This is a genomic window from Xanthomonas sp. Leaf148, assembly GCF_001423585.1.
Taxonomy (GTDB): Bacteria; Pseudomonadota; Gammaproteobacteria; order Xanthomonadales; family Xanthomonadaceae; genus Xanthomonas.
Window position 1 is genome coordinate 807,547 of record NZ_LMOP01000008.1, and the last position, 26,124, is coordinate 833,670.

General features: G+C 65.6%; 22 protein-coding genes and 3 other RNA genes. 5 read left to right on the forward strand and 20 right to left on the reverse strand.

All coding sequences use genetic code 11. The features are described from left to right. Positions 1-103: 103 nt before the first annotated feature. Together ASF90_RS21815 and ASF90_RS21820 are read left to right on the forward strand one after the other, a co-directional pair. Positions 104-179, forward strand: a non-coding RNA gene (locus tag ASF90_RS21815) — sX9 sRNA. 66 nt (positions 180-245) lie between these two features. Next, positions 246-318: non-coding RNA, sX9 sRNA (locus tag ASF90_RS21820), on the forward strand. 4 nt (positions 319-322) lie between these two features. Here the strand turns inward: ASF90_RS21820 and ASF90_RS08190 are convergent. Further along, complete coding sequence (locus ASF90_RS08190) at positions 323-1,924, reverse strand: rhamnogalacturonan lyase B N-terminal domain-containing protein (RefSeq protein ID WP_055848271.1); 1,602 nt, start codon at positions 1,922-1,924, stop codon at positions 323-325. A gap of 73 nt (positions 1,925-1,997) precedes the next feature. Here ASF90_RS08190 and ASF90_RS21825 point away from each other — a divergent pair. Beyond that, a non-coding RNA gene (locus ASF90_RS21825) (sX9 sRNA) lies at positions 1,998-2,074 on the forward strand. Between the two features lie 204 nt (positions 2,075-2,278). Here the strand turns inward: ASF90_RS21825 and ASF90_RS08195 are convergent. From ASF90_RS08195 to ASF90_RS08220, 6 genes are all read right to left on the reverse strand, one after another. Then, positions 2,279-2,620: a hypothetical protein gene (locus ASF90_RS08195; RefSeq protein ID WP_115560304.1), complete on the reverse strand. Its 342-nt coding sequence runs from the start codon at positions 2,618-2,620 to the stop codon at positions 2,279-2,281. Between the two features lie 22 nt (positions 2,621-2,642). Next, positions 2,643-3,398, reverse strand: coding sequence for a hypothetical protein (locus ASF90_RS08200; RefSeq protein WP_236699227.1), 756 nt, complete (start codon positions 3,396-3,398; stop codon positions 2,643-2,645). Positions 3,399-3,447: 49 nt separating this feature from the next. Further along, positions 3,448-3,867, reverse strand: coding sequence for a DUF2809 domain-containing protein (locus ASF90_RS08205; RefSeq protein ID WP_055848274.1), 420 nt, complete (start codon positions 3,865-3,867; stop codon positions 3,448-3,450). Then, a complete protein-coding gene (locus ASF90_RS08210) occupies positions 3,864-4,445 on the reverse strand; it encodes a hypothetical protein (RefSeq protein WP_055850267.1) in 582 nt (193 codons plus the stop codon). The genes ASF90_RS08205 and ASF90_RS08210 overlap by 4 nt, the downstream gene beginning before the upstream one ends. Positions 4,446-4,714: 269 nt before the next feature. After that, positions 4,715-5,995, reverse strand: a complete 1,281-nt coding sequence (locus ASF90_RS08215; protein WP_055848278.1) for an amidohydrolase family protein — start codon at positions 5,993-5,995, stop codon at positions 4,715-4,717. Then, positions 5,992-7,389: an amidohydrolase gene (locus ASF90_RS08220; protein ID WP_055848281.1), complete on the reverse strand. Its 1,398-nt coding sequence runs from the start codon at positions 7,387-7,389 to the stop codon at positions 5,992-5,994. The genes ASF90_RS08215 and ASF90_RS08220 overlap by 4 nt, the downstream gene beginning before the upstream one ends. A gap of 140 nt (positions 7,390-7,529) precedes the next feature. Between ASF90_RS08220 and ASF90_RS08225 the strand changes: the two genes are divergently transcribed. After that, positions 7,530-8,090, forward strand: a complete 561-nt coding sequence (locus tag ASF90_RS08225) for a DUF924 family protein (RefSeq protein WP_055848284.1) — start codon at positions 7,530-7,532, stop codon at positions 8,088-8,090. Positions 8,091-8,189: 99 nt separating this feature from the next. Here ASF90_RS08225 and ASF90_RS08230 read toward each other — a convergent pair whose 3' ends face one another. Beyond that, positions 8,190-9,059, reverse strand: coding sequence for a hypothetical protein (locus tag ASF90_RS08230; protein ID WP_055848288.1), 870 nt, complete (start codon positions 9,057-9,059; stop codon positions 8,190-8,192). A 98-nt stretch (positions 9,060-9,157) separates the two neighbouring features. Next, positions 9,158-10,084 carry a Grx4 family monothiol glutaredoxin gene (gene grxD, locus ASF90_RS08235; RefSeq protein WP_055848291.1) on the reverse strand — a complete coding sequence of 309 codons (927 nt, stop codon included), beginning with the start codon at positions 10,082-10,084 and terminating at the stop codon, positions 9,158-9,160. Positions 10,085-10,144: 60 nt separating this feature from the next. Between grxD and ASF90_RS08240 the strand changes: the two genes are divergently transcribed. After that, positions 10,145-10,960, forward strand: coding sequence for a polysaccharide deacetylase family protein (locus tag ASF90_RS08240; protein WP_055848294.1), 816 nt, complete (start codon positions 10,145-10,147; stop codon positions 10,958-10,960). Positions 10,961-11,114: 154 nt separating this feature from the next. On the opposite strand, the gene ASF90_RS08245 is transcribed toward ASF90_RS08240, so the two are convergent. From ASF90_RS08245 to ASF90_RS08295, 11 genes are all read right to left on the reverse strand, one after another. Beyond that, positions 11,115-12,623 carry a hypothetical protein gene (locus ASF90_RS08245; protein WP_193552611.1) on the reverse strand — a complete coding sequence of 503 codons (1,509 nt, stop codon included), beginning with the start codon at positions 12,621-12,623 and terminating at the stop codon, positions 11,115-11,117. 16 nt (positions 12,624-12,639) lie between these two features. Beyond that, entirely contained in the window at positions 12,640-13,485 is an 846-nt protein-coding gene (locus ASF90_RS08250) for a hypothetical protein (protein WP_055848296.1), read from the reverse strand. A gap of 11 nt (positions 13,486-13,496) precedes the next feature. Next, positions 13,497-14,726: a hypothetical protein gene (locus ASF90_RS08255; RefSeq protein ID WP_055848299.1), complete on the reverse strand. Its 1,230-nt coding sequence runs from the start codon at positions 14,724-14,726 to the stop codon at positions 13,497-13,499. Between the two features lie 18 nt (positions 14,727-14,744). After that, positions 14,745-16,052 carry a hypothetical protein gene (locus ASF90_RS08260; RefSeq protein ID WP_055848300.1) on the reverse strand — a complete coding sequence of 436 codons (1,308 nt, stop codon included), beginning with the start codon at positions 16,050-16,052 and terminating at the stop codon, positions 14,745-14,747. Positions 16,053-16,103: 51 nt separating this feature from the next. Next, positions 16,104-17,156: a hypothetical protein gene (locus ASF90_RS08265; protein ID WP_055848303.1), complete on the reverse strand. Its 1,053-nt coding sequence runs from the start codon at positions 17,154-17,156 to the stop codon at positions 16,104-16,106. Positions 17,157-17,167: 11 nt separating this feature from the next. Beyond that, positions 17,168-18,916 (reverse strand): hypothetical protein, encoded by a 1,749-nt coding sequence (locus ASF90_RS08270; protein ID WP_055848306.1) that lies wholly within the window; start codon positions 18,914-18,916, stop codon positions 17,168-17,170. 184 nt (positions 18,917-19,100) lie between these two features. Continuing rightward, positions 19,101-20,540, reverse strand: coding sequence for a S8 family serine peptidase (locus ASF90_RS08275; RefSeq protein ID WP_055848310.1), 1,440 nt, complete (start codon positions 20,538-20,540; stop codon positions 19,101-19,103). After that, entirely contained in the window at positions 20,537-21,316 is a 780-nt protein-coding gene (locus ASF90_RS08280; RefSeq protein ID WP_055848313.1) for a hypothetical protein, read from the reverse strand. The genes ASF90_RS08275 and ASF90_RS08280 overlap by 4 nt, the downstream gene beginning before the upstream one ends. Further along, positions 21,313-21,552 (reverse strand): hypothetical protein, encoded by a 240-nt coding sequence (locus tag ASF90_RS08285; protein WP_055848317.1) that lies wholly within the window; start codon positions 21,550-21,552, stop codon positions 21,313-21,315. Before ASF90_RS08285 ends, ASF90_RS08280 begins: the two co-directional genes overlap by 4 nt. After that, positions 21,552-22,532 (reverse strand): hypothetical protein, encoded by a 981-nt coding sequence (locus tag ASF90_RS08290; RefSeq protein WP_055848320.1) that lies wholly within the window; start codon positions 22,530-22,532, stop codon positions 21,552-21,554. The genes ASF90_RS08285 and ASF90_RS08290 overlap by 1 nt, the downstream gene beginning before the upstream one ends. Before the next feature lie 7 nt (positions 22,533-22,539). Then, complete coding sequence (locus ASF90_RS08295) at positions 22,540-26,118, reverse strand: papain-like cysteine protease family protein (protein ID WP_055848323.1); 3,579 nt, start codon at positions 26,116-26,118, stop codon at positions 22,540-22,542. Positions 26,119-26,124 lie beyond the last annotated feature (6 nt).

Sequence of the window (26,124 nt, forward strand, 5' to 3'; positions counted from 1 at the left end):
CAGTGGTGGTCATGTAGGTGCTTCCAGGCCGCAAGCGATTTAGAGCCGCTAACAAACCGACAATGCTCACCGCCAGGCAGGCGCGGCCGGTGCTCGGTGCGGCATGTGCCATGCGTGCACTCCGGTTATGAGCGCGCCGTCCACATCCACCTGACGACTGCTCTCTGCATTTTGTAGCCAGTCTTAGAGCAACTAAAAACGACTGTGATCAGCGCCAGACATGCGCGGCCGGTGCTCGGAGCGGCATGTACTCAGCGTCCACTCCTGTTCTGGGCGTGCCTTACCCACCTGACGACTGCTCGCTACGTTTTGTTGGCCGCTCCTAGAGCGCCACTAACTGGATGCTGTCGAACACCACCGCGGGGCTGAGGAAGCCGTTGTCCGGCGATCCCGATGCAAGCCCGATCTCGATGCGGTTGCTGCCGGCCTGCAGCGCCGAGGCGGGGATATCCACCTCATACAGCGTGTTGTTGCCGCGCGTGGTGCCACGGGTGATGCCGCGCGTCTTGGGTTGGTTGGGTGCGGCAGGAAGCGGGCCATTCCAGCGCGCGTTGACGGCGATCTGCGGGCGCGCGCTGACCTGCGCCAGCGGCACGAAAATACGCAGGCGATAGCTGCGGAGTTCATTGGAGGCCAAGGTGAAGTCGATGCGGCTGGGCGTGTTGATGCTGCGCCACTGCACAGCCGGAAAGCTTCCCACGCTGCTCGACCCGACGGTGTAGGTGACCGGTGTCCAGCGCATGCGCGTGTCGGAAGGGTGGGCACGCGGCAACAACTCGGCATGTCGAAATCCGGCCGGCGTGCCGTCGAGCACACCGATCTGCCATTTCACCGTGCCCGGCAGAGTCACTGCCTGCAAGGCCGCTTGCGCGGTGGCATTGGCGAATACTTCGACATCGCGTTGCGCCACTTCCAATTCGCCTTGATACAGCGTCATGCGATAGCGGCCCGGCCGCACGCCGGCAATCTGGTAATCGCCGCTGCCGTTTGCAGTGGCCCAGTATTGCGCCTGCTCGTTGCGCAGGCCGATCACGGCCGGCTGGCCGGACAGCACGCCGCTTACCCGCCCGTTCACCGCACCACGCCCACTGCCGGCCAGATAGCCGCTCAATCCCAGCGTGGCGTCGACAAAGTCGGTGCTCAGCTGCGCACTGCTCGGTGCGCCGCCATCGGTAAACAACAGGCCGTACACACCCTGCAGGCCGCCGCGAAACGCTTCGGTCTGGGTATGGTCGGAATACATGTAGTTGTAGAGCTCATGCGTTACGCGGGTTTTCTGCGTGGCGATGTCCTTGAAGAACGGGCCACCAGCACTGCGCTCGCGATTGCCCATCAGCATGAACACTGCAACGCCCGAGCCGCTGACGCCATGCACCTGGTCGTCGATCATGCGGCGCGCCGAATAGAACTTGGAGCTGGTGCGTCCGTCCGGCAGCAAAAACACGTCTTCGCCTTCGATCACGGTGCCGACATTGGAGTCGGGCTCCTGCTGCGCCGTGGGCAACTTGGCGACGTTCAAGCGCGCGATGAAGCGCAGCTCGCCCACTGGCAGCAACGTCGGCGCATAGGTGGCCATATAGATCGCATTACGGCCCTTGCGTGCGATGTAGTAATGGGTCAAATCGCCGGCCTTGGCCGACACCACGATCGCCCCGCCCACGACGCGTGCCTCCACGTTGGCGCTGCCCAGTCCCGAGGCGATATGCGAGCCCTTCGATTCGGTGGTCTGCAGCTCGTTGTCGCGGTAGCGCATCGACACGATGTCGCCGTTGTTGGCGTTGACCGAAAACACCAGCTCGGCGCCGGTGTCCACCACCACGCGGTCGCCGCTGCGGGTGAATCCGAAGGCGGCCATGGCAGGCGCGCTGACGCTGCCGTACAGACACAGCGCGCATGCCAGCGTGCGCAGGATGGAGTGGCGCATGTTCAGTTCCTTAGAGCAGCTAATAAACCTACGGTGCAATCGCCAGGCAGGTGCGGCCGGCGCTCGGAGCGGCATGTCCCACTCGTACGCTCCGGTTCTGAGTGCGCTGTGCACACCCACCTGACGATTGCTCGCTACGTTGTGTTAGCCGCGTTTAGTTGAGGGGAGGACGTGGCCGTGATGCCGATGCGCGATGCTAGGCGGGCTGGACCTTGGCTGCGACCGTCGAAGATGCAGAGCGTGCGCCCGGTTCAAACTTCAGCAATGAATCCAAGTGCGGGTCACGCTTGTACTGCGACCTGGAGACGGCGCCTTGCTGCATGACCGCGATGGCTGCGTTTGGTCGCAGCTGTTTCAGGGCTGCTCGGCTTGGCTCAACGCGTCACGTGCGCTGGCGATGGCGTCAATCCATTGGTCGCGTTTGCCGATCACAAACCGGTGCTCGTCGCCGTTATCCACCTGCACCGCCAGCGACGTCGGTGCCACCGGCAGCAGCCCGAACAGCCGTGTCCAGCGCGGTTGCAGCGACACGATCTGATTCAGCGGAACGGTGAGCGAACGCGTTTGCACATTGAGCGCGTGCGGCTGGAACAACAGCGCGTTGGCGGTGAGGATCAGGCGTCCGCCCACCGCCTCGATCCCGCGCTGCAGATTGGCCGGTGCCTGGCGCAATACCACGCGCTGGATCGAGCGCAAGCCGCCGCCTTCAAACATCATGTCACTGGGAGGGGTCGGCGGCATCGCAAGCACGGTGCGGCTGCCAATCCCATGCACCTTGCGCGTTGGCCAGGCGGACCTGCCAGTGCTGGGTGTCGTCGCTGAGGCAGGTTGCCGTGGCCTGCAGTTGCGTGCCGAACCACTGCGGTGCGCTCAGTTCGGCGATACCGGTGGTGGCATCCTGGCTGAGCAGCATGCTGGTGGTGGAGATCAGCGTGCGCTTGTTGAAATCCAGGACACGCCACTGCTCGCCGTCCATGCCGTCGACTTGTACAACGGCCAGATAGCGGCTGCGGTCCGGCGAAATCACCACCTGGGTGCCGCCGGGGAGCTGCTTACCGCTGCGGGTGTCGATCAACACGCCGCCAAAATTGTCGCCATCACGGTGATGCAGCAACACGTAGGCATCGTGGCGATCGCAATAGCGGTACTCGGCGCCATCCAGCGGCTCATCGTAGGGTGGGCTGTCGTCGAACACCTGCGTGCCCGCATCGGTTTTCACTTCCAACCGATGCGCCCCCACGCGCCGCACGCGATCGCCGGCGCCTGCGGCAATGGCGGCGGTTTCCTGCGCTGCATCGTCCAGATCTTCGCAGTGCAGCGTCAGTGCTGTGCGGGCAGGCGTCGTGGCGGCAGCAGCGATCGCCCCGGCACTCGAGGGCGGTGCAGGCGTTGTATCGCGTCCACATGCGCCCAGCGCAAGTACGGTGGCAAGGGCGGCGCAGCGGGTGATGGTCGAAACCAGAGGGGTAGGCATGGCAGTCCAGGGCGAACGGGATCAATCAACCAGCATCAATCAACCAGCATCAATCAATGAGGGGCGCTGCAGGCATTGCGCGGCGTCGAGGTCGCAACAGCGCATCGCAGCCAAAGGACATCGCGCCGCCGATGGCATACATCAGCACATCGTGCAGCGTTGCGGTGTTGCCGAGCGCGATGTAGGCCGCACTGCCTGGGCGCAGGCCGAGCCGGTCGGCCAGATGGATGGCCTGCAAGCCTTCGATCGCGCAACCGATGCCCACGGCCAGGAGGCAGGCCCATCCGGGCGGGCAGCCAAACACGCCACGCAGGCCGCAGTAGACCAGTGCCACGGCGAGTACATCGCCCAGGCTGCCGCGCACCCACGCACCGCCGATCCATCCCGCAGCGATCGCCACTTCGATCAGGAATAGCGCCACGGCCACCAACACGTAGCCCGCACGCGCGCGGAATGACAGGTCGCTCATGGCGTTTTTGCGGCCGGCCGCTGACGGCCCATGGTGAAGGAACTGACGAGCGGAATGCGGATGCCGCGCTGGCGGTCGTTGACGGTGACCTGCACCTGCCAGCGGCCGGGCGGGTCGCTGGCCTCCGCACGCACGCCCAGGCTGACCTGCGCCAGATAAACATGGCGCGGGTCGCCCTCGATCTGCGTCTGCAGACACGGCGCATCGACGGTGTTTTGCTCGGCATGCCCGGTAGGGTCGATGACGCGGATGCTGCACACCACATCGGCGCGCCGTTGCGCATCCAGCCCCGGGTTGGACAGGAAGATCAGCACAAACAGCGTGTCGCCGGTGGCGACGTGGTCGACCTCGTTGAAGTGCGGAGCGGTGTCGCTGGGCGTGTTCCATTTCTGTTGCCAGTCCGCATCCGAGGTCAGTAGCAGGCTGGCGCCCATGTCCTGCACGGTCTTGCGGCTGGGCGATTCTGCAACCGCTTCGCCCTGCGCGTTGATCCATCCCGATTGCGCCATGCCCGAGAGCGGCATCAAGCCCAGGGAGGCAGCGATGATGGATGGCATCAGGCGGCGCGGCAGGCGCATCGGCAGTCCTTGCAAATGGTGCCGGCACGCTGCCGGCGAGGGTGGATGCGCGGGCCGACGCATGCGCGGGCCTGCGCTGGCGAAACCATTGCGATACACGACACGCATCCACACAGGCGGCACGCACGTGGGGCAGTGAAATGTGCAGCAAGCGATCCCCAGCTGAGCGTGGCCGGCGCAGAAGAATCGCAGTGTACGAGGCGTCCATGTCGATTCCGAGCACCGGCCGCGCGCACCTAGCGGCCGCCCAGTTGGTGTGTTCGCTGGTCTTATTTCAAATACGCACGCGGTAGCGGTCCAGCCTGCTGCATGTAGCGGTCGCGCAGTTCGGTCTGACGCGAGCGCATCGGCATCTCGCGCCCGCCCAGCCACACCTGCTCGGCGTAATGCGCCACATCCAGCGGGTCGCCGTCCCACAGCACCAGATCGGCCTGCTTGCCCACTGCGATACTGCCGATACGATCGGCCACGCCGAAGATCTCCGCGGGCACGCGGGTCAGCCCGGCCAGGCCGGATTCCCACGGCAGGCCATTGGCCACCGCATTGCCGGCCAGCTGGCGCAGCTTGCGCGCGTTGTGCGAGGCATCGCCGCTCTGGGTGAAGCTGACCTCCACACCGGCGGCGCGCAGACGCGCGGCGTTTTCCAGCGTGGCGCCGATCTGATCGAAGGTCGATGGCAGATCCGCCAAGGCGTTCACCAACACCGGCACCTTGGCCTGCGCCAGTTGCGGCGCCAGCTTCCAGGCTTCGGCGCCACCGGCGATGGCGATGCGGACCTTCTCGCGCTGCGCCCAGCGCAACAACTGCCGGATGTCGGCGGCGCGTTCCACTTGCACCACAATGCGGCCTTGCCCGGCCAGATACTTGGCCAGCACGCTGCGGCCCATCGGGGTCAGCAAGGCATGCGGCGAATCCGCCGGCACGCGGCCGCGCGCTTCGGCCACCAGCTGATCGAGCAGCATCCATTGCGCCGCACGCGAGCTGCCGGTGAGATCGGATGCTGCCGCGCCAATACGGATGAACAACGCATGCGGGCCGACCGGGTCCGGGCTGCCGTCCAGTCGCACGATGCCGCCCTGGCCGGCGATGAAGGCGCCGCTGGTGGTGGCGCCGAGCGCGGTGAAGCCGATGCCTTCCACACGCGCCACCGGCACCAGCACCGAGTCGGGGTTGTAGGCCAGGGTGACGTCGAACTCGGGGCGCATCGGTTGCTCGGTCAGCTTGAGGCCGCTGTCCACGGTGCTGTCTTCGCCGGACACTTCTTCGATACCGATCTCGGTGATGCCGCCGAACAAGGCCGGCGTCAGCGGACGTCCCTTGGCATCGACCACGCGGCCATCGGCAGGCGCGGCGAGGTTGCTGCCGATCGCGCGGATCACGCCGTTTTGCACCAGTACGTCGGTGTGTTGCAGCGTGCCCTGTGCGGTGGCGGTGTGCACGGTGGCATCGCGGATCAGCACCTGCTGTGCGACGGCGGGCAGTGCCAGCGCGGCCATGACCAGCACTGTCAACGCGCGCAGACGCGGGCGGGCGAACCAGGCGCGGCTCATCGTGCCACCTCCTGGCCCAGCATGAAGTCCGACACCGGCTGCAGGGCGCGGTTATGCCGGTCGTAGACCTGCGCGCCGTCGATATACACCTGTTCGGCCAACGCATAGGAGCTGAAGGGATTGCCGTTCCACACCACCACATCGCCCATCTTGCCCGGCTCCAGCGCGCCGGTCTGTTGCTCGATGCCGAGCGCCTTGGCGGCGTTGCTGGTGAGCCAGCGGATGGCGCGCTCGGGCGCAATCTCGGTGCCGCTGCGGCGTGCGTTGGCGATCACCTTGGCGGCCTCCTGGTTCAAGCGCTGGATGCCTTCTTCCGAATCCGAATGCACGATGGCGCAGCTATTGGCCGGGCGGTCGACCATGGCGATGTTTTCCTGGATGCCGTCGAAGGCTTCCATCTTGAAGCCCCACCAATCGGCCCACAGCGCGCCGCAGACGTTTTCCTGCGCCAGCCGGTCGGCCAGCTTGTAGGCCTCCACGCCGTGGTGGAAGGCGGCGATGTGGAAGCCGAATTCCTTGGACAGGTCGAGCATGGTCGCCATTTCGTCGGCGCGGTAGCAATGGATGTGCACGCGGATATCGCCGTTGATGGCGCCGGCCAGCGTGTCGAGTTTGAGGTCGCGCTTGCCGCCGGCATCGCCGCTGCTGTCGTTGTCGCCGCCGCTGCTCCACCAGTGGCGCTTCTTGGTAGTCTTTTCAGGCGCGTTCTTCTGCAGATACTCGGCCGCATCGATGAACGCGGCGCGGTAGCCGGCCACATTGCCCATGCGCGTGGCGGGGCCGCCCTTTTCGCCGTAGACGCGCTTGGGGTTTTCGCCGCAGGCCATCTTCAGGCCCCACGGCGCGCCGGGAAACTTCATGCCCTGGTAGGTGGTGGAAGCCACGTTCTTGAGCGTGACGCCGCGCCCGCCGATCAGATTGGCCGAGCCCGGCAGGATCTGCAGCGAGGTGATGCCGCCAGCCAGCGCGGTGCCGAAGCCCGGGTCCTGCGGCCAGATCGAATGCTCGGCCCACACGTTCGGGGTGACCGGTGCGGTCATCTCGTTGCCATCGCTATGCGCGCTGACGCCGGGGCTGGGATACACGCCCAGATGCGAGTGCACGTCGATGATGCCGGGGGTGACCCACTTGCCAGTGCCATCGATGCGGCGCGCGTCGGCGGGCGCTTCGAGTGCGCGGCCCACCGCGGCCACCTTGCCGTCGCGCAGCAGCACGTCGGCATCGTCCAGCCGCTGCCCGGTGCCGGTCAGCACCGTGGCGTGCTGGATCAGCACCGGACCGGACGCGAGCGCGTGGTAGGTGCTGGGGTAGGGGTCTTGCACAAACCGCGATGCCGCAGACGCAGGCCCGCACAGCAGCGCCGCGCCAAGGGCGGCGAACAGAATGGAACGCATGGATTTCCCCGGTGAAACGAAAGCGTAGGCCGCAAACCTAGCCGCCAGCGCCGTACTTGCCAAGTGCTGGACGTCGGGGAGCGGTGGCCTCATCACATGCGCACGTGCATGCTGTGCCGTATTCGTCAGGGGGAACGTCGATGATTGCCAAAACAGAGCGCAACAAACAGGCCGATGTGGTGCTGGCCTTCTGGGAACTGGCCGGCTCCGCGCGCTGGTTCACGCATAACGATGCGTTCGATGCCAACTTTCGCCAGCACTTCAGCGAGCAGCATTTTGCCGCCGCCCGCGGCGACTACGCGGACTGGATGGCGCGTGCCGAAGACGCACTGGCGCTGTTGATTCTGCTGGATCAATTCCCGCGCAATGCGTTCCGGGGCAGTGCGCACGCCTACGCTACCGACGGGCTGGCGTTGCGTTACGCCAAGCAGGCGCTCGAGCAGGGGTTCGATCAACAGGTCTCGGCGCAATTACGGCTGTTTTTCTATCTGCCGTTCGGGCACGCAGAGGATCTGCAGGAGCAGGCGCGCGCCATGCAACTGACCGCTGCACTGGACGATGCGGAAGCCACGCGCTGGGCGGCGGAGCATCAGCAGATCATCCAGCGCTTTGGGCGGTTTCCGCACCGCAATACGGTGCTGGGGCGCGAGACCACGGCCGAAGAACAGCAATTTCTCGATGACGGTGGATTTGCCGGTTGAGCACCGGCGTGGCCTGTCCACGCCAAGTACGTTGAGACCGAATCTGCGCCCCCTGCGCGATGCCGCAACCGGCATCGCGCAGGGGGGCAGCAAAACCGATCAGCAGCCGCCCGGCAATCCTTCCGAGCGCCAGCCGGTGCCTTCGCCGAGCAGCAGATAGAAGCCGTAGCTTTCGTAGCCGCTTTCCGACAGTACGAAGTCGAGCGTGCCATTGCCGTCGATATCGCCGAACTGCAGCAGGTGCGTGCGCAGTGGCAGGTCCTCGCAATCGTCGCAGCCACTGGCCGCGCTGCCGCGGCGGAACTGCCAGCGGTTGCCGTCGTGTTCGAAGATCGCCAGCACGACGAGCACGCCGGTCGGGTTGTCCGGGTTGCCGGTCTTGGTCGGGTGGTTGGAGGTGAGCACCGCCACGCGCCGCTGCGGCTGCTGTGCATCGGTCACGATCTGCAATGACGCCGTGTCCTGCGCACGGTCCGCAGCGAAGGCCGCCAGCGCTTTGGACAATTCCGCCGGCTTGACGGTCTTGCGCAACTGCGCGGTGTCGCCGGCCTGACGCAGCAACTCGGTCTGTTCGGCAGCGGTGGCGGCGCGGCCGGCAAAACGCTTGCCCGGATTCAGATCCACCGTCGACAACAGCGGCGAGTGCGACAGGGCGGGGTTGCCCTTCAAGCGCAGTTTCGAGGTGCCGCCGCACATGCTGTTGTCGTCCACGGTCAGTGCAGCAAGCCGCACGTTGGCAGTGGAGACACCGTTATCGAAGGCCTGCAGCGGCTGACTCAGCAGCGACTTGGGCATGGTGGAGTCTTTGGCCACGGTCTTGCCCAGCCACACCGGAATGTATTCCAGCGGATCCTCGGACGGCTGGCTGTCGTAGGTCTGTACCAGCAGCACAGCGCGCGCGGGTTCGGCGGCCTGCGCGGCCAGCGGCAACAGGGCGGCCAGGGCGAGCGTTATCAGAGAGGTTTGCATTGCGGCGGGGTCCTTGTGGGTGTTGATCCATGAAAAAACGGACGCTCCAAGGAGCGCCCGTTTCGGTATGCAGTGGTGCGTGGCGTGCCTGGCCGCGCTCAGTATTTCGCCACGCCGTTGTCCACCTCGTCCGACCAGGCGTCGATGCCGCCGGTGACGTTGTAGACGTTGCTGAAGCCCAGGCCGCGGAAATGCTCGGCCGCCTGCAGGCTGCGCCCGCCGCGATGGCACAGGAACGCCAGCGGGGTGTCCTTGGGCAGTTGCTCGATCGCCAGGCGCTCGTGCGCATCCAGGGTGCGGAACGGTGCATTGACCGTCGCCAGTGCACGTTCGTCGGCCGGACGGACATCCACCAGGGTCAGGCTGCCGGCCTTGAGGCGGTCGTCGGCATCGCGCACCGACAGCTCCTGCACCGGCTTGGGCGCGTTGGGATTGTCGATGGCCAGGCCACGGCCCCGGATGTCGTCCACCCAGTCGATGGTGATGCCGTCGGCGCGGCGCGCGCTGGCCAGGTCGAACTGCACGCGCAGGCCGTTGGATTCGGCCGCGATGGCGTTCGGGTTGGTCGGCGCCAGCTGGAAGTTCGGCTGGAAATTCGCATCGATGGCCAGCGTCAGCGACGCATCCGGGGCATCGGCCAGCGCGCCCTTGAGCATGTCCACCGCGGCCGGGGTGATGGTGATCTTCGGCGGGCTGCGATCCGGCGCCTGCAGGCCGAGCATCGTGCTCAGCTCTCCGCTGTCGGCCATCTGCAAAATGATGTCGCTGCCGCCGATCAACTCGCCATCCACGTACAGCTGCGGAATGGTGGGCCAGTCGCCGTACGCCTTGATGCCCTCGCGGATCTCCTGGTCGGCCAGCACGTTGACGTGGGCATAGTCGATGCCCAGTCCGTCCAGCACGCCGATTGCCTTGGCCGAAAAACCGCACTGCGGCATGCTGGGCTGGCCTTTCATGAAGAGCACCACGCGGCTGGATTGCAGCAGCGTATCGATACGGGAACGCAGGGCGGGGTCGAGGGACATGGCAGCACTTCGGTGAGAGCGTGGAGACTGGGCATTCTACGCCGCGTGGCATCATGCGGCATGACCACGCCGGAAACGCTGTATCGCATCCCCTCCCACCCCTACCGCTGGGTGGGCTTGTTTGCCCTCTCGCAGGTGGCGGTGGCGGTGCTGTGGTGGCATCTGGGCTGGGCCTGGGGCCTGCCTGCGCTGCTGCTGTCGCATGCGGTATTCGTGGTGCCGGTATTCCTGCCGCGCGCACGCTTGTACGCGCCGGTGGTGGCGCGGCTGCCCGGTCACGCGCCGCAGGTCTGGTTGACCATCGACGATGGCCCGTCCGACGACACCCCGGCCATTCTCGAATTGCTCGATGCCTACGATGCCAAGGCCACCTTCTTTGTGGTCGGTGCGCGTGCCGAGCAGCGACCGGAGCTGGTGCGCGAGATCGTGCGCCGCGGGCACGGCATCGGCAACCACAGCCATACCCATCCGCAGGCCTGGTTCTGGGCGTTGGGGCCGCGCCGTATGGCGCAGGAAATCGGCCTGGCGCAGCGCACCCTGGCCAGTATTACCGGGCAGGCGCCGCGGCTGTACCGCTCGGTGGTCGGCATGACCAACCCCTTCGTCGCCTCGCCGCTGCGTGCGCACGGGCTGACCCGCGTGGCCTGGAGCGCGCGCGGCTTCGACGGCGTGCGCTGCGAACCGGACGCCACTGTGGCGCGGATCGTGCGCGACCTGCGCCCCGGCGCGATCGTGCTGCTGCACGAAGGCGCCGCGCACGGCCATAACCTGACCATCCTGCGTGGCGTGCTGGACGCGATGCGGCTACGTGGGCTGGTGGGAATCGTGCCGATGGCCAGGGCGTCGAGCAGTTCCAACGACTCTCACAGTTCCTAGCTGAGCGACATCCTCAGATTCAGCGGTGGCGGTGGCGGTGACGATGGCCCGCCTTCGCGCAAGCTGTGTGCGGGTGTGCTGCGGGGCGCTGCTGTTGATGCGATGGCGTTGAACCGGATCAAGCATGGCGTAGCCTCATCTGCATGGCGCTGGATCAGGCGCTGGGTGCCGCTGCTGCTGGAGCCGGGCGCGTCGCCGCTGCGGGAGGCGTGGTTGTGCTGGACGCGGGTGTGGGCGACTGGCGACCGGCCGGCATGCTGCTCGCTGCGCTTGCTCCGGTGGGTGCACGACTGCCGCCTGCCGTGGTGGCGGCTGCACTCGGCGCAGCCGCGGCAGGGCTGCGTGCGGCGGCCGCAGACGGAGCTGTCGGTGCGGTAGGTGGCGGGCGTGCCGCCGCAGGCGCGGGTGTGGCATTGGTCGGCGACGGGTTTGCCGGGCGTGGCGCGGTGCTGCCGGCGATCGCGGTGTCCATGCCGCTGCGCCGTTCGCGCTCGCCGGTGAGTTGCGCCTGCAGGCGCGCCGTACGCGCCGCGCTGGGGTCGGGGATGTCCGCAGAGGGATTCAAGGTGGTGCTGCGAATGCGATCCGCCTGGGCTTGCGCGGCCATCTGGTTGAGCGGCAGATAATCGCTGTGGAAGTTCAGTTCCACCGAAGAGCTCAGATCCAGATCGGTATTCATTTCTTCGGTGCGCTGCGAGCGCTGGGTGGAGACATAGCCGATGTTGTTCTCGATCTCCGCACTCGCGCCCCACGCCCCCATCCCGAATTTCCCCGAGGCCTTGACGCGGTTCTGCATGCTGAACTGGCTGCCGCGGTCTTCATTGGCGGCACTGCGCGTATCGATATGAAAACGCATCGCGGCATTGATGCGGCCGCTGTCCACCACGATGCGCTGCATGCCCATCGCCACCATCGTGGCCAGCATCTGCTGGCGCTGGCGGGCCAGGTAACGGCGTGCCAGTGGAACCAGCTGCTCCGGGTTGGAGGCGTCCACCGATTCGTCGTCGGCCAGACCCAGCGTTGCGCGGATGTCGTCGGCCACCGGCATGCTGGCGCCGGAACGCAGGCGGAGCCGCTGTTGGTCCTGTTCGTCCGGGTCGGGCATGTCGGCTGGATCCGGTGCGTCGTACTCGATCGCTTCGGGAAAATGCTCTGCCACCCACTGGCGAACCTGCGCAAGACCGAATTGGGTGCGCTCGAAACCGCTGGCCGAGGCCGAAACGGCGCCCAGCAGTTCGACGTATTGCTGCATTTGCTGGGCGTTGGAGTCGAGCATCGCGCGAAACACGCCGTTGATCAGATCGGTGACAAAGCGTGGAAACGACACCGCGTTGAGCACGCCGCGCGTGGTGTCGGCAATCCGCTGCGCAGCGTCGCCGAATGCGGGTTGCTGCTCTTGCGCGCGCGCCAATACCGTAGGCGCGGTCCGAGCGATCTGTTGATCGGCGGCGTGTTCCTCGGCAAGCAGATCGGCTGCCAACGCCGACACGGTCACCATGGAGCGTGCCAGCGCCTGACGGTCGTGCGGTGTCAGTGCCTGGTAGTGAGGCGCGCGTTCGAGCACCTCGCGCACGGCTGCGCGAACCCAGGGCTGCGGCGCATGCCCTGGCGGCATGCTCGATGCGGTGAGCGAGATCGGCGGCAGGATGTGGGCGGCAGGCATGACGGGGCCTCCAGGCCTAGGCCGCCGGCTGCGGAAGCGACAGCAACCAGCGCTGCGCCGCCGCCATCACTGCGCCATCTTCGGCGCGTGCGGCCTCCAGACCGAGCGGCATGGCAAGGTCCTGTGCGGCCAGCCATGCCAGCACCTGCTGGCCGTTGCGCCCCTGCTCGGCGAAGGCCTGTGAGTGCGCAGTGCCGGGATTGGCCACGCCGATCAACATCCACAGCGACTGCACGCCGAAGGCCAGTTGCAGTTGGCGGTCGCGCAGCATGCCCAACGCAGCGTTGAGATTGTCCACGATCTCGCGCGCGGCCATCGCCGCCATCGCATCGGCACGCTGCGACAGAAACTCGCCCACCGCCTGCGCGGTGGCGGCCAGGGCGACGTCTTCGCGCATGTCGCGGCCATCTGCCTCGGCGACGATCGCAGTGCATAACGCCTGCATCAGACGATCGAAATGCGGTTGTTCGAAAACGCGCTGGAAGATCGCATTGCGCTCGGCCGCGCTGAGTCGTTCGCGGCGGCTGCGCCAGAATGTGGCCAGCGATTGCGTGCCAGGCCCGAGCGGTTGGGTGATCGCGCCGCTGGCAAACAGCGCGGCGATTTGCTCGGCGGCGGGCAAAACGCCAGCCTGTTCCAGCGCAGCGGCAAAATACAGTGGTGCAACTGCCAGCAGGCGCGGCCGATCCTGCGCATTCGGTGCGCCGGGCGGCAGGTCGATCTCGCCCAGTTCGGCCAATGTGCGGGCCAGCGCCGCGTCGTGCACCGCCACGTTTGCCTGTGCCAAGGCCAGCGCCTGCAGCAAGGTCGCGTAGGGATGCGGCCAGGCTGCAGCGATGCGGGGTGCAGAAGGCGGGCGCATGCGGCGATTCCTCAGACGGCCGGTGCAGCGGCAGGACGACCAGCGGCCGGCGGCGGATTCGGGTTGAACGGTGTGGCATTGCCCTGGATGCTGGCGATCATGCCGGGCGAGGCCAGTTTTTCCATCGGGAAGTAATCGGATTTGAAGTTCACCCGCACCTCGCCGGTCAGTTTTGCCTTCATCTCCTGATCCGAGGACGACTCTTCGTTGACCGAGGATTGCACCGTGGTCATGTGCCGCTGCACATTAGTGTTGACGGTGCCTGCAGCCCCCCAGCCGAGGTTGATGCCGGCGCCGGATTTGCGGCGGTTGTAGCTGGATTGCGTGTCGTACAACGAAGCGCCCGCGGTGCGCTGCGCAGAGTCGGAGGCACGGAAGTCGAACACCACCTTGGCATTGATCGCGCCATCGGTCACCACGATGCGGTTGATGCCCAGGATCACCATCGACGAGAGCAGCTGTTGGCGGCTGCGTGCCATCTGCAACCGCGCGCCTTGCACCAGGCGTGTTTCCTGCTCCGGGTCGGACAGGTCGGTGATGGGCTGGGCCAGCTGCATGTCGTCTTTCATCTGCGTCAGCACCGCGCCGGCCTGATCTTCGTCGCGCACGCCCACGCGCGGGCCGGCATCGCCATCGGTCTCGATGGTCAGCGCCTCCGGAAAGCGTTCCACCAGCCAGTCGCGCGCATTGTTCATGCTGATGTTGTCGGTAGCGAATTGATCCACCGTCTGCGCCACCGATTTGAGCAATTCGCCGTAGGCATTCATCTGCTGGATGGAGGCATCGACGATGGCCTGGAACACGTTCTGGATCAACCCGCCGACGAATGCAGGAAAATCCACCGAGCCGATGTACTTCTTGAAGTTGTCGCCGCCTTGTTCCACCGAGGCGGCAGTGAAGTCGCTACCGGCAAACGTACCGATCTTGTCGGATGCCTTGTTCTTGGCCTGGCCGACGGGGTCGGCGAGTGCGCGCGCGCTTGGCGGCGTGTCGCGCGCAAGGATGCCGCCATCGGTGGATAGCTCCTGTTTTGCCAGTCCGTCGGGGTTGGACATGTAGGACGCAACGCGCACCATATTGCGTGCCATTTCCTGCTGCTCGGCCACTGGCAACTGGCGGAAGCCAGGCGAGGATTCCAGCAGGCGTCGCACCTGCGGCCGCACGGCCGCCAGGGTGTCGTCGTCGAGCCAGGCGGGATGACCGGAGGTCGCACTGAAACTGTCTGTGGCAAGTGCATGCATGGCAGTGGTGATCCCAGGTCATGCCGCAGGTGGAGCGGAGGGCGCAGCAGCGGTGTTACTGCCAGGGCGGTTGGTGGCCAACGATTTCACCATGCCCGGTTGCGCATTCATCTGGATCGCCGCAATCGACTCGGGATTGGCCAGTTTTTCCAGCGGCAGATAATCGCTCTTGAAGTTCACCTCGACTTGTCCTGCCAGGCTTGCCTTGGCTTGCAGCGAAGAATCGCTCTGTAATTGCGAGGTGCTCATCATCTTGATGATGGGCTGTTCGTTGTACTTGTAGCTGCCCTTGGCGTAGTAGCTGCCATCGCGCTTGTCGCTGGAGCCGTCGGCACTCTGGCTAGAGGTGCCGCCATCGCTCTTGTAGTCGTAATCGCCTTCGTAACCGCGCGTTTTCTGCACGTTGCCGAACATATCCTTCTGGTTATCCATCTTGCTGGCACTGTAGCGATAGCGGCTGTCGTCGCGTGCCTGGAAGTCGTACAGCACCTTGGCCGAGATGCGCCCATCGGTGACCACGATGCGGTTGATGCCCAGCATCACCAGCGTGGCCAGCAACTGCTGGCGACCGGTGGCGATCTGGGTACGTGCAGCGGGCACCAATACCGCTTCGACCAGATCGTCGTTGAGCGTGGTGACCGGTTTGTCCAGCGGCAGCGATTGATTGACGCGTGCGATGGCGGCGCGTTCGTCGACATCCTGACGCATCACCACGCGCGGTTGCGGTGGCGCACCGGTGTCGCTGCTGCCACCGAAATCGCCGAATGCATCGTCTCCCATCTGCAGCTGAAAGATGTCCGGAAACTGTTCCACCAGATGATCGCGGCCCTGATTCTGGGTGGTGTTGTCGTCGCGAAATTGATTCAGGCTTTTGGACACGTCGGCGACCAACTTGGCATATGCCTCCATCTGTTCGATCGACGAGGTGACGATGGAGTGGAACACGCCATTGATCAGTCCCGAGACGAAAGTGGGGAAATTGACCGCTGCCATCAATGCGCCGGCCTGTTGTACGCCGGTCTTCAGAGCCTGTCCGAACTCTGGCTGGTCTTCCTGTTTCAATGGCGTGGAATCTTCGCCAGCCATCGCACGCACGGGCGCGCTCTGCTGTTTCAGGCGCACGCCATCAGGTTCGGCGAGATAGGCGCCGATCTGCACCAGCCCCTTCGCCAACACTGCGCGCTTGTCGGCAGGCAGCTCATGAAACGCGTCGCTGCGTTCCAGCAACTGACGTACGGCCAGGCGTGCGGCGTCGTGTGTTTCGCGGTTGCCAGGCGGTGTGGCCGTGCGCGCGCTGGATCCGGCTGCGGGAAAAATGGCACTCATGGCAACTCCTGCACGACAGGGGGGCGATGGAAAGGCGATAGGTGATGCGACTCACTGCAGGGCGCGCGCGTCTTCGATGGCTTCGCGCATTTCAAACTCGATCGGTCGTACGTACAGGCTGATGCGTGCCGGCGAATTCGGCGTCACCCGGATACTGAGCACAGAGAAATGCCCTTGTTGCTCGGCATCGTCCATGCCGAAGGCATCCAGCCAGCGCGCTAGCGCAGCCAGTTGCCGGGGGCGCTCGGCAAGGCCGAGTTTGAGCAGATCCAGAAAACGCGCCGGCAGGTCCGGAATGGCAGCGAGCAGGACTTCCAGTTTCAACTCCGCACCATCGGGCGCATCGCGTAGGCCGATCAGCACGCCACCGGCCGGCAGTTCGAAGCGCCCGCCCAGGGCGACACCAACCACGCGCATCAACCCCGGCAATTGATGGCCGATGCCAAGCCGGTTCATCAACGGGCCTAGTCCATTCACCGCCAATGCGCCGCGATGCAAGAACGTCACCCGCTGACTACCGGTATCGCGCTTGCAGCCGATCGAGGTGAAGATCGGCACCAGTCCGGGCAGTTCGTCGCAGGCCAGCTTGGTCAAGCGCGACAACGCGGGCGCCAAGGCATCGATCTGATTGGGCAGCAGCTCGTAGTAGATCTTGGTGGCGTAGAGCCCATCCTGATCGAACGCGCTACCGAACCAGGCGCCGTAGTTCATCCAGCTCAAGCCGCCGAAGCCGCGCCATGCTTCGCTGCGCCTGTCGAACCAGCGCAAGGCATCCTGGCCGAAGATCGGCGCGATCAACCTGCGTGCTTCGCGGGTGGCTTCATCGCGCCGTGCCACCGGCGAGGCCTCCGGGCCCAACGGTTCGATGGTGAAGCGCAACAGGTTGGGTTCGGATTCGGAAAACGAGGGTTCGTAGGGCACCGCACCGGGTGTGAGCGAGTTGCGTGCGTACGACACATCGTCGTCGGGCAGGTAGAAGGTGCGGTCGATCAAGCCATCGACGTAGGGCAGCGGGTCGCGGGTGCCCAGCGCCTTGGCCGCCGAACGCAGCGATTGACGGACCAGATGTTTGACCGCCTGCGGGCGATCGTCATGAGTGCGCATGCGCGTGCTCCTTATAGACCGGGCAGGCTGATGCCCGCCTGGTTGAGCAGATCGCGCGCGGCCTGCGGCATCTCGATCGGACGGCTGGTGATCACCGGCGATTCGGCTGGTTGTGCGTACTGCTCCACGCTGTTGTCCTGTACGCCGCCCACCGCAAGCCATTGTTCGCACGCCTGCAGCAGATCCCAATCGGTGGGATCGACAGTGGGTTGGTCGCTGCCGCGCAGCTGCGGGTTGGTGAGTGCGCTGATCGAAATGACTTCGCCATAGCGGCCTTCCAGGCGTTGTCGCGTATTGGCGATCCAGCGAATGATCACCGCACCGGCGCGGGCCTGGGTCCGGAAGCGGCTGGTATTGCGCGGGCCACCCAGGTAATTGGCGTTGACCTGGTCGATCACCTGCCACATGTCGCGTGCGCCGAACGCGCCACGCACTTCCGGGTCGCTGAGCAGGTCGCGGTATTCCAGGATCATCTGCTGCAACTCGGTGGCAGCGAAGTAGGCGATGCCGTAGCCGCTGCGCGACAGGCTGGCGCCCAGATCGCGTGCGGCCTTGCGCACCTGCTCCTGCGAGACCGCCACCGGTACGTTGGTGCGCAGCATGCGGTCCACACTCAGTTGGCGTCCGAACGAAGACACCGCCGACAGGAAGCGCAACCACAGCTCGTTGAACTCGCGATTGGGTTCGTTTCCGTTCGGGTCGCCACCAGGTGCGCCGAAGCAGCGCATGTACAGGTCGCGGCGCTCGCCTTCGGTGATGCGTTCGGCGGCCGTCTTGTAGTAACGGAACAGATAATCGCCGGCTTTGCCGCGTCCCAGCGGCAACATGCCGCTGCGGAACAATTCGACGATGCGTTCCACCACCTGCGGCATCCGCGTCTCTTCCAGCATGTAGGCGAAGTAGATCGCCTGCACGGCGTTGAGATTCTCACGCACGATTTCCACATCGGTGGAATCTTCCAGATCGGGCAGGATGATTTCCATAGCCGACGGGGGCGCGCCGGCCACCACGCCGGTCTGCATCTCGTACCCGTTCTGAAGGTGACTGGCCAGCCAGGCGTTATCGGCACCGATGCCGTTGCTGGCAAGCCGGCGCACGGTGGCGGCAAGATTGCGCGAACTCAACGCGCAGACGGTGTCTTTTGCGGAAGGTCGGAAATCGGTGTCGGTGCTGTAGCGGTCGCGTCGGTCTTCGGGATTGTCGTCGGGCCACTCGCAACCGACGATATCCGCATCGATCAGCCCGGAGGCGATCTGCGACTGGATGGTGACCTGGTAACGCGGCACCAGCAGCTCGAAGGCGGCGTCGAACAAGGCGCGGTTTTCGCGGTACTCGCCTTGTGCGGCGCTGACGCGTTGCACGAATCCGCGCAGGCTGGCGTCGGTGTAACCATCGAGCTGCAGCAGCCCGCAGATGCCGATGATTTCGCGCTCGTCGCAGCCAAGCGGGCCGCGTAATTCCTTGGGCGAGCGTTGCGAGCCGATCAGGCCGTATTTGTGGACGTTTTCCGTCGCACAGGCAAGTTTGTTCCAGTCCTTCTGTTGCTGGGTCGCAGTCACCAGCTGGTAGAACGGATCGACCACCACGTCGCTGGACAGCTTGGTCTTGATCTGCGCCAGTTCGTCGAGTTGCCGCGGACTGAGCCCGCCGCTGGTGTCGGCAGTCTTGTCGATGGTCTGCAGCACCTGGCGGCGTGCACGCAGTTCCTGGCGCTTCTTGGTTTCGCGCTCGCCGAGATCGACCAGCAGGATGCGATTCATGGTGTTCACTCCGGGATCGGACGGTTTGGGTGAAGGAGCTTTGCTGGAGGCGGTGCTGCTGGCCGCGGCCGCCTTGCTGCGACCGTTGGAGCGTGGTTTGGCTGCCGGGGCGACCGTCTTAGGGGTGGACTTCTTGGTAGTGCGCTGGGTCGCCATCGAACGTTCCTCGGCAGCGGGTGGGAGGTCAGGCCGCCACCGGCGTGGACGACGCCGGGACGGTGGGGGAATCGGCTGCGCTGTCTTCGTCGCGCAGTTGCAGGTCCAGATAGGCATCGAGCGCGCGGAGCGCCGCATGCGCATCGAGCACGCCGGCACCACAGTCGGCGACGCCGGCACCGCCAAACGGGCGCGCGCTATCGCACAGCAACTGACGGGCGGTTGCGCCATCCAGTGGCCAGGCGCGGCGTTGCGCGCGCGCTGCGAGCAAGCCGCACGCCGCCGCAACGAAGGGGGCGGCAAAGCTGGTACCCGAGGCGCTCTGGTAGCCGTCCAGGGCACAGGTGCGGATGTCGCGTCCCGGCGCGCACAGGGCAACGTGCGCGCCGCGCGTGCTGAAGCTGGCGGGCACCAGGTGCGCATCGATACCGCCCACGGCGATCACGCCGTCGTGTGCAGCGGGATAAAACCGCTCATGCAGCCCGGAGTTGCCGCTGGCGGCCACCAGCACCACGCCACGTGCCAGCGCGTAGCGCACGGTCTCTTCGTGCGGTGCGGGCGCATCCGGCAGCAATGCCGATTCCGGCGTGCCGAAGCTCATGTTGATGACTTTCACGCCCAGATCGATCAGACGCTTCATGCCGGCATCGATGTTGTCCAGCGCACCGACGCCGACGCGGCGATCGCCAGCCTCCAGCGCGGCGCCCAGCACGCGCGCCGGGGTGAGTCCGCATGCGCCTGCGCCACCGGGGGCGATCTGGCGGCCGCTGGCCACCAGGATGCCGGCACAGCCGGTGCCATGGCCTACTTCGTCCTGCGGACGTTCGCCGGCACGGCGATAGTCGCCGACCAGCGACAACCCGCCGACCGTTGCCGGGTCCAGATCCACGCTGTCGAATCCTGCGCGCAAGTGTCCGGCCAGTTCGGGGTGCTGCAGCGCCACGCCGGTGTCGGCAAGGCCGATCAGCACCGCCGGATCGCCCGGTTCCAGTTGCAAGGCCTGCGGCAAACGAATGGCCTGTTGCGCCCAGCTCTCGTGTGCGGCCAGGTGCGCTGTCGGGCCCGCAAGCGTGCGTGGGGTGCTGCTCAGATAATCGGCACCGACCCGCTCCACGACCGGGATTTCGGCCAACGCCCGCAACAGCGCAGGTAGCCGGGCGCCATCGCGTAATTCCACCCGCAAGACCCGCGCGACACCACTCAGTTGCTCGATAGCATCGAAGCGCTGTGCGCCACTGCGGCGGCTTTGCTGGCGGCCCAGGCGCGCGCTATGCAGACGCACCGCGCGGAAGGCATCGCCGTGGTGACGCAACAGCCGGTCGATCGGCCCGTGGTCCACCGCGTCGCTCATCGGTGTGCCGTAGCCTTGCACCGCACGCAGCCCCGGCAGATGCTCGGGCACTTCGCCTAGTCGCAGCGTCAGCAGCAGGCGGCGTGGCAGCAAGGCGGCGTGATGTGAGGCGGTCATGTCTGCGCACTCCATTGACCAAGACTGCCTGCGCGCAATGGCACGCAGGCGCTGCGCCCATCCTCGAAGTCCAGCTGCGCATCGCAGCCGAGTTGGCTGGCCAACGGTGCCAGCACCAGCTGTCCGTCGTCGGCCGAGACGATGGGAATGTCGATTCCCGCCGCACGCACCAGCGGCAGCCTGCTGCTGCGCAGTCCCGGTGCGCTCAGGTGCACACGCGTGCCGCTGTTGCCATCGCCATCGCTCGCCTGCACACGCGTCACACGCGGTGCTGCGGCACGTAGCAGCGCCTGTTGCAGGCGATTGACCGGCATTCGCGACAGCCGTGCGATGACATCGGCGCCCGCGGTTTCCTTGAGCTCGTTGAGCTGGGTAACGGTGCGCACGCCGATCCGTTCGAGCTGGCGTTGTTCCTCATCGGAGAACTGGTCGCCAAGCGCGGTCTTGAGACTGAATTCGGATTCGTCGGCGCGGAAATCTGCCGCGTTTTCTTCGATCATCGGTTTGGTGATCGTGGTCAACGCCAGCCGCACGGTACTGGCTTCGCTTTCGCCGGGACCGGCCGGGCGCAGATAGACATCGTCGTCGAGCATCTGCACGAACACGCGCAAATCCAGCGTCACGTCTTTCACCGCAAAGGTCAGCGGCAATTTGCCAACACGTGCCTTGATCGTCATCGCCGCCTGCGCCTTGTCCAATTGCTCGGTCAATGCCTGGATGAACAGGTCCAGTGGAACGCCGAGGGTTTGCAGCAACGGGGGCAGTTGCGCGCTCATGACTGATCTCCCAGCTGCCAGACCACATGCAGCAGCGACGGCGCAGCGTTCCAGTGATTGACGGCGAGGCTGCGTGGCACATCGGCCAGCAGGCGGCAACCACCGTCGCGCAGGATCGGGCGCAGCTCCAGCGGCAGCCGCATTTCCACATGCGTTAACTGCATGCCGGCGCGGTCTTCGATCGCCACCAGGCCAGCGTGCAGTTCTTCCAGCAATCCGGACAGTTCGCGCAACATCACGCCGCTCCTTCAGCGGGCGATGATGCAGCCGGTGCCGCCGCGGCGGGCACGAGGTTGCCGGCGGCTGCACGCATGGCGGGTGCGTTGCGTTGCACCAGCGCCACCTTGGCGGCATCTGCCAGGCGCTCCAGCGGCAATGTCTCGCTGACGAAATTGAGCTTGACCTCGCCGAACAGATCGGCGCGCACGTTCGATTCGTTCTGTGCATTGACCTGCAATGTCGACACCATGGTCGAGGTCTGCCCGGCATAACTGGAGGAGCCGCGCTCGCCCCAATTGTCTGCCTGTGCGGGATCGCTGCCGGTGGCATAGCCGACCTTGGCCACATCTTGTGCAGCGGCGCGAAACATCACCTTGCTGCTGATGCTGCCATCGCGCACCACCACCCGGTTCATGCCCAGCAGCACCATCGTTGCCAGCAGTTGCTGACGTTCGCTGCCGACCTTCAACCGCACCTGCGGCAGCACGCGCTGTTCGAGCAATTCGGCGGTGAGTTCCTCGTCGGCCAGCCCATAGTCGGCCAGCCATAAGGGTTGGCTGCCAGTCGTGCGTGGCACCAGCTCCGGCACGGTGCGCGCGCCGCCATCGGGGAGCAGCAAGACGATATCGCCGGGATAGTGCGTGGCCAGCCAATCGCGCGCCTGATTGAGCGAGACGTTGTCCTCGGTGAACTGATCCACCGTCTTGGACACCGCTGCCACCATGCTGGAATAACTTTCCATCTGGCGGATCGAGGCATCCACGATGGCGTCGAACGTGCCGTGCACCAGTTGCGCGACGAAGCCCGGAAAATCCACCTCATTGACCATCGCACCGGTACGTCGCGCGATGGTCTCGGTCGCCTGAGGCTTGACCGTGGCCGTTGCCGTTGCTTCGCCAGCCGACGGCGTTGCCGCGGTCGGTCCGGCCAGCGCACGCGCTGCCGCCGCAGTGGGGCGCTGCGGAAAGATCAGGTTGCGGTGGCCTGGAGCGCTCATGACCCGCTCAGCCCGCGACCACGGCGTCGGCCGGTTGCGCCACCCAGGTATTGCTGCGCTCATGCCGCCCATCGCCGAGCAGACGCAAGGCGATCCGCGCCTGCGGGTTGCCCTGTGCGAGCCCGCTGAAGCGGTAGTCCACGATGACGGCCAGCGCCGCAACACCGCTCACCGCATCTGCATCTTCGATACGCGCCGTCACCTCGACGCCATGGCTCAGCAGGGGCGGGGTGCCGGCAGTGATGCGAACCTCGCCGACGCTGCCGTGATCGGCAACAAACTCCAGCGTGATCGGCAGCGGAGTCGCTGCACCCTCCAGCGCCGGCCAGTCGTCGAGCACAAGACGGACATCGATGGCGGCGTTGCCGGAATCGATCAGCGTGGACACGGCAGACTTGCGGCCTTCCAGCTGGTCGAGGGTCCAGCGACAAGCGCCCGCACTGCCGCGCACCACACTCATGCGGGTACCGGCCACCCGGCTGGGCGTCACTGGCTCGCGCTGTTCGCCGGTGGCAGACGTTGTCTCCAATGCCTGCGCGTGCACCGCTGCTGGCGGCCTGGCCAGGCGCAACTGAGCACCGCCAAGCGATGCGGCGTGCGTGCTCGCTGCCGGTAGGTACAGCACACGCCAGTCGCCATAGTCGTCGGCAGCCATTTCACCGAATGCGCTTGCAAATTCCTGGAACGGCAACCAGTCGGCATAGCCTTGGTTGGTTGGATTGAAAACGACCGGATCGTTGTCGAAGGTCTGCCGCGTATCCCAGGGATTGAGGATGTTGACGATTGCGCTCGACGGATCGGCTAGATCGCCAGAGATACCGCTGAGCACCACCGCATGCGGCGCACCCACGATGACCACCCATAGCGGGCCATGCCGGTTCAACCAGTCCGCCCACTGTTGCGGCGTGTGGTACAGGCTGGTGTTGGAAGGTTGTTCGATGGCGTTAAAGCCGTAGCGCTGTCTGACAGCGTCCAGTAACTCGAAGCTATAGGACGTCGACAGGGTGGTGCCGACCTCGTTGGCCAGCGTTTCCGGGTCGATCGACGCGTGGCGCCGATACGACAACAGCATCGCCATCGCCGCCGCCCAGCAGGTGCGCTTGTCCGGTTGCGCGATCAAGGGCACGTCGTATTCGTGGACGGGCGCATCGCTCAGCGAACGCGTGGACAACGACTGCGCAGTGGTCGGGTAGAGGATGCGCACCACCTCCGGATGGAAGCGTTCGCTGAAGGGAGCAGGTGCGCTGGCGCTGCCGCCGCCATCGCCGGCCATCAGCCAGCTAACGAGCTTGTCCTGGAAACTTTTCCAGAGCCGGTCGGCAGCAAAAAAGCCGATAAACGCGCCCGGCCCACCGGTCCACCGGTCGGCACCACGGGTGTAGAACACGGTGGTGCCGTTGTCATCGCGGATTCCGAATTCGCGGTGACCGCTTACTGGATGATCACCGGACCATTCGGTATGCACAGTGGTGAAGCGCCAACGTGTCGGCTCTACCAGGCTTACGACAACCGACGCATTGTCGGGACCACCGATATTGACTTTGAAGACGGTGCCGACGGGAGTGGACGACTCCCATTGAATGTCGTCCACACCGCTGTCGTACGGGATGAATTCGCTGTAGGCGGTATCGACAAAATCGTTGAGATGCAGTCGCAGGTGTTCAAGAACCTCAGGACCGGTCCAACCATCGGGTAGACGCTCGCAACGCACTTCATAACGGTCCAGGCTGAGTTCGCCCTGTGCATCTGCGATGCGCTGAACCGACATCCCGCGTGCGCTGACGGCCTGTTCCACCGCGGCCGGTGCGCGCCAATTGAACAGATCGGCCCACTGCGGCGCGTAGCGCTGGGCGCGTTCCACATCGTCCGGCCCGATGATCAGTGCGCGGGCGTTGGTTGTGCTGCGTGGTGGTGCGGGTCGCGCATGCGGTGGGGACATTGCCTGCCCGGTCTGCATGGCGGAGGCCGACCGACGCGGCGTGGCGCCGTTCTGCGAGTCCTGTACGCCCAGCGAGAAGCTGACCGCCTGGCTCCAGTCCAGTGCTTGCTGGCGGATCCAGGCCAGCTTTGCGTCAGTCATGCGGCAACCCAGGTTGGTCGTGGCGTCATGTTGGGCCACATGCACGCCGACCACGTGGGCACGCGGTGCCTCGGTGGTGTCGATGTAGTACACCGGCGAGCCGCTGGTGCCGCCCAACGACTGCACATCGTAGGCAAACGTGTCGTCTGTCGGGAGCTGGCGGATGCGCCCACCATGCATATGCTGGCGATCCGGGTCGATGACGGCATTGACCACGGTGCCTGCAGTGCTGCTATCGAGCGAACGCGCTGCATAGCCGCTCACGACGATCTGTTCTTCGCGCGATTGGGTCAGCTGTTCCAGAATGTCGAAGTACTGCGGGTAGGCAACCGCGTTGGCCTCCGGCACGCGAATCAGCGCCATATCGAAATCGCGTTGGGATGCGTTGTATGCGGGATGGATGACCCATGCATCCGAAGTGACCTGAAAGCGCCCGAACGGCTCGCTTTCGCTGGTTGTTCCTGCATCGTGTTTGCCGGGCACGATGATCAGCGCACGCTTGCCATCTACTACGTGGGCGGCGGTCAATAGCAGACGCGGCGCGATGAAGAATGCGGTGCCCGCCGGTTCTCCTTCATCGCTGTCATTAAGGCGTCGCACCTGGCAGATCGCGCTGTAGGGCGCAACGGTGGTATTGACGACGCCAAACACCCAGCGCGCACTGCTGGCAAAGAACGCCAGCTGCGCCAGCAGCGCTTCGCCCAACGTTGTGGGGCTGTCGTATTGATCGATCACGCGCAGTGCGTTGACTGGGGCCGAGCCATGACGCGGCGTCTGCGTCGAGGAAGGTGCGCGCACAACTGGCGCCGAGCGCAGCGTCGGCACCGCCTGCGATGCGGGGCGCCAGCTCTGCGCGGCTGCGGTTGCTGCTGCGGCATCGGGCGATGAGGACGCGGCAGGCGTTGATGCCTCTGGTGACACGGTGGCGGCCGGAGTAGTTTGCGCGGGCGGCGTTGCGGAGGCAGGGGTTTGCCACAGCTCATCCGAGTACCCATCGCTGTAGCCGCCGCGGCCCGGATCGGTGGCCGGCGCAACCGCCGCGGCGGGCGCCGCGCCGACCACCGCATCGGCGCCCCATGCCAGCGACGCGCTGTCGCCGCCGTAGCCGTTGTTGCCATCGCTACGCGCGGTACGTCGCAGGCTGCGTTCGGTCAGCCCGGACAGCGAGACGTACATATTGCCGCGATCGGGCATCTGCACCTCGATTGGCCGCGCGCGGTCGCGTTCGCTGTAGGTCGCCAAGCCGAAGTACAACCGCGGCTGCCCGACAAAGCGCGCAACCACACTCGGCGGTACCAGATACATCGCATCGCGCCCCTTGGTGCCGGGCTGCACAAGACTGGAAAAGAACGTGCGCGACGTGCGGCGGGCGCGGTTTTCCGGCTTGAGCAACTCCGGGTCGGTGGCCAGCCCGATCTCGAACAGCGGGGTGTCGCTGCGCACGCTGAAGCTCAGCACATTGAAGCGGTCGTTGACGCTGTCGCGGGTGGCGCGGATGCGGGCCATACGGAA

What these genes read in the sequence shown, in the direction of transcription:
- ASF90_RS08295 (WP_055848323.1), bottom strand. Translation starts at nt 26,118, where the DNA reads ATGGCCCGCATCCGCGCCACCCGCGACAGCGTCAACGACCGCTTCAAT.
- ASF90_RS08240 (WP_055848294.1), top strand. Translation starts at nt 10,145, where the DNA reads ATGACCACGCCGGAAACGCTGTATCGCATCCCCTCCCACCCCTACCGC.
- ASF90_RS08215 (WP_055848278.1), bottom strand. Translation starts at nt 5,995, where the DNA reads ATGAGCCGCGCCTGGTTCGCCCGCCCGCGTCTGCGCGCGTTGACAGTG.
- ASF90_RS08255 (WP_055848299.1), bottom strand. Translation starts at nt 14,726, where the DNA reads ATGCATGCACTTGCCACAGACAGTTTCAGTGCGACCTCCGGTCATCCC.
- ASF90_RS08275 (WP_055848310.1), bottom strand. Translation starts at nt 20,540, where the DNA reads ATGACCGCCTCACATCACGCCGCCTTGCTGCCACGCCGCCTGCTGCTG.
- ASF90_RS08200 (WP_236699227.1), bottom strand. Translation starts at nt 3,398, where the DNA reads ATGCCTACCCCTCTGGTTTCGACCATCACCCGCTGCGCCGCCCTTGCC.
- ASF90_RS08280 (WP_055848313.1), bottom strand. Translation starts at nt 21,316, where the DNA reads ATGAGCGCGCAACTGCCCCCGTTGCTGCAAACCCTCGGCGTTCCACTG.
- grxD (WP_055848291.1), bottom strand. Translation starts at nt 10,084, where the DNA reads ATGTCCCTCGACCCCGCCCTGCGTTCCCGTATCGATACGCTGCTGCAA.
- ASF90_RS08290 (WP_055848320.1), bottom strand. Translation starts at nt 22,532, where the DNA reads ATGAGCGCTCCAGGCCACCGCAACCTGATCTTTCCGCAGCGCCCCACT.
- ASF90_RS08250 (WP_055848296.1), bottom strand. Translation starts at nt 13,485, where the DNA reads ATGCGCCCGCCTTCTGCACCCCGCATCGCTGCAGCCTGGCCGCATCCC.
- ASF90_RS08285 (WP_055848317.1), bottom strand. Translation starts at nt 21,552, where the DNA reads ATGTTGCGCGAACTGTCCGGATTGCTGGAAGAACTGCACGCTGGCCTG.
- ASF90_RS08220 (WP_055848281.1), bottom strand. Translation starts at nt 7,389, where the DNA reads ATGCGTTCCATTCTGTTCGCCGCCCTTGGCGCGGCGCTGCTGTGCGGG.
- ASF90_RS08265 (WP_055848303.1), bottom strand. Translation starts at nt 17,156, where the DNA reads ATGCGCACTCATGACGATCGCCCGCAGGCGGTCAAACATCTGGTCCGT.
- ASF90_RS08270 (WP_055848306.1), bottom strand. Translation starts at nt 18,916, where the DNA reads ATGAATCGCATCCTGCTGGTCGATCTCGGCGAGCGCGAAACCAAGAAG.
- ASF90_RS08205 (WP_055848274.1), bottom strand. Translation starts at nt 3,867, where the DNA reads ATGAGCGACCTGTCATTCCGCGCGCGTGCGGGCTACGTGTTGGTGGCC.
- ASF90_RS08230 (WP_055848288.1), bottom strand. Translation starts at nt 9,059, where the DNA reads ATGCAAACCTCTCTGATAACGCTCGCCCTGGCCGCCCTGTTGCCGCTG.
- ASF90_RS08210 (WP_055850267.1), bottom strand. Translation starts at nt 4,445, where the DNA reads ATGCGCCTGCCGCGCCGCCTGATGCCATCCATCATCGCTGCCTCCCTG.
- ASF90_RS08190 (WP_055848271.1), bottom strand. Translation starts at nt 1,924, where the DNA reads ATGCGCCACTCCATCCTGCGCACGCTGGCATGCGCGCTGTGTCTGTAC.
- ASF90_RS08225 (WP_055848284.1), top strand. Translation starts at nt 7,530, where the DNA reads ATGATTGCCAAAACAGAGCGCAACAAACAGGCCGATGTGGTGCTGGCC.
- ASF90_RS08260 (WP_055848300.1), bottom strand. Translation starts at nt 16,052, where the DNA reads ATGAGTGCCATTTTTCCCGCAGCCGGATCCAGCGCGCGCACGGCCACA.
- ASF90_RS08245 (WP_193552611.1), bottom strand. Translation starts at nt 12,623, where the DNA reads ATGCCTGCCGCCCACATCCTGCCGCCGATCTCGCTCACCGCATCGAGC.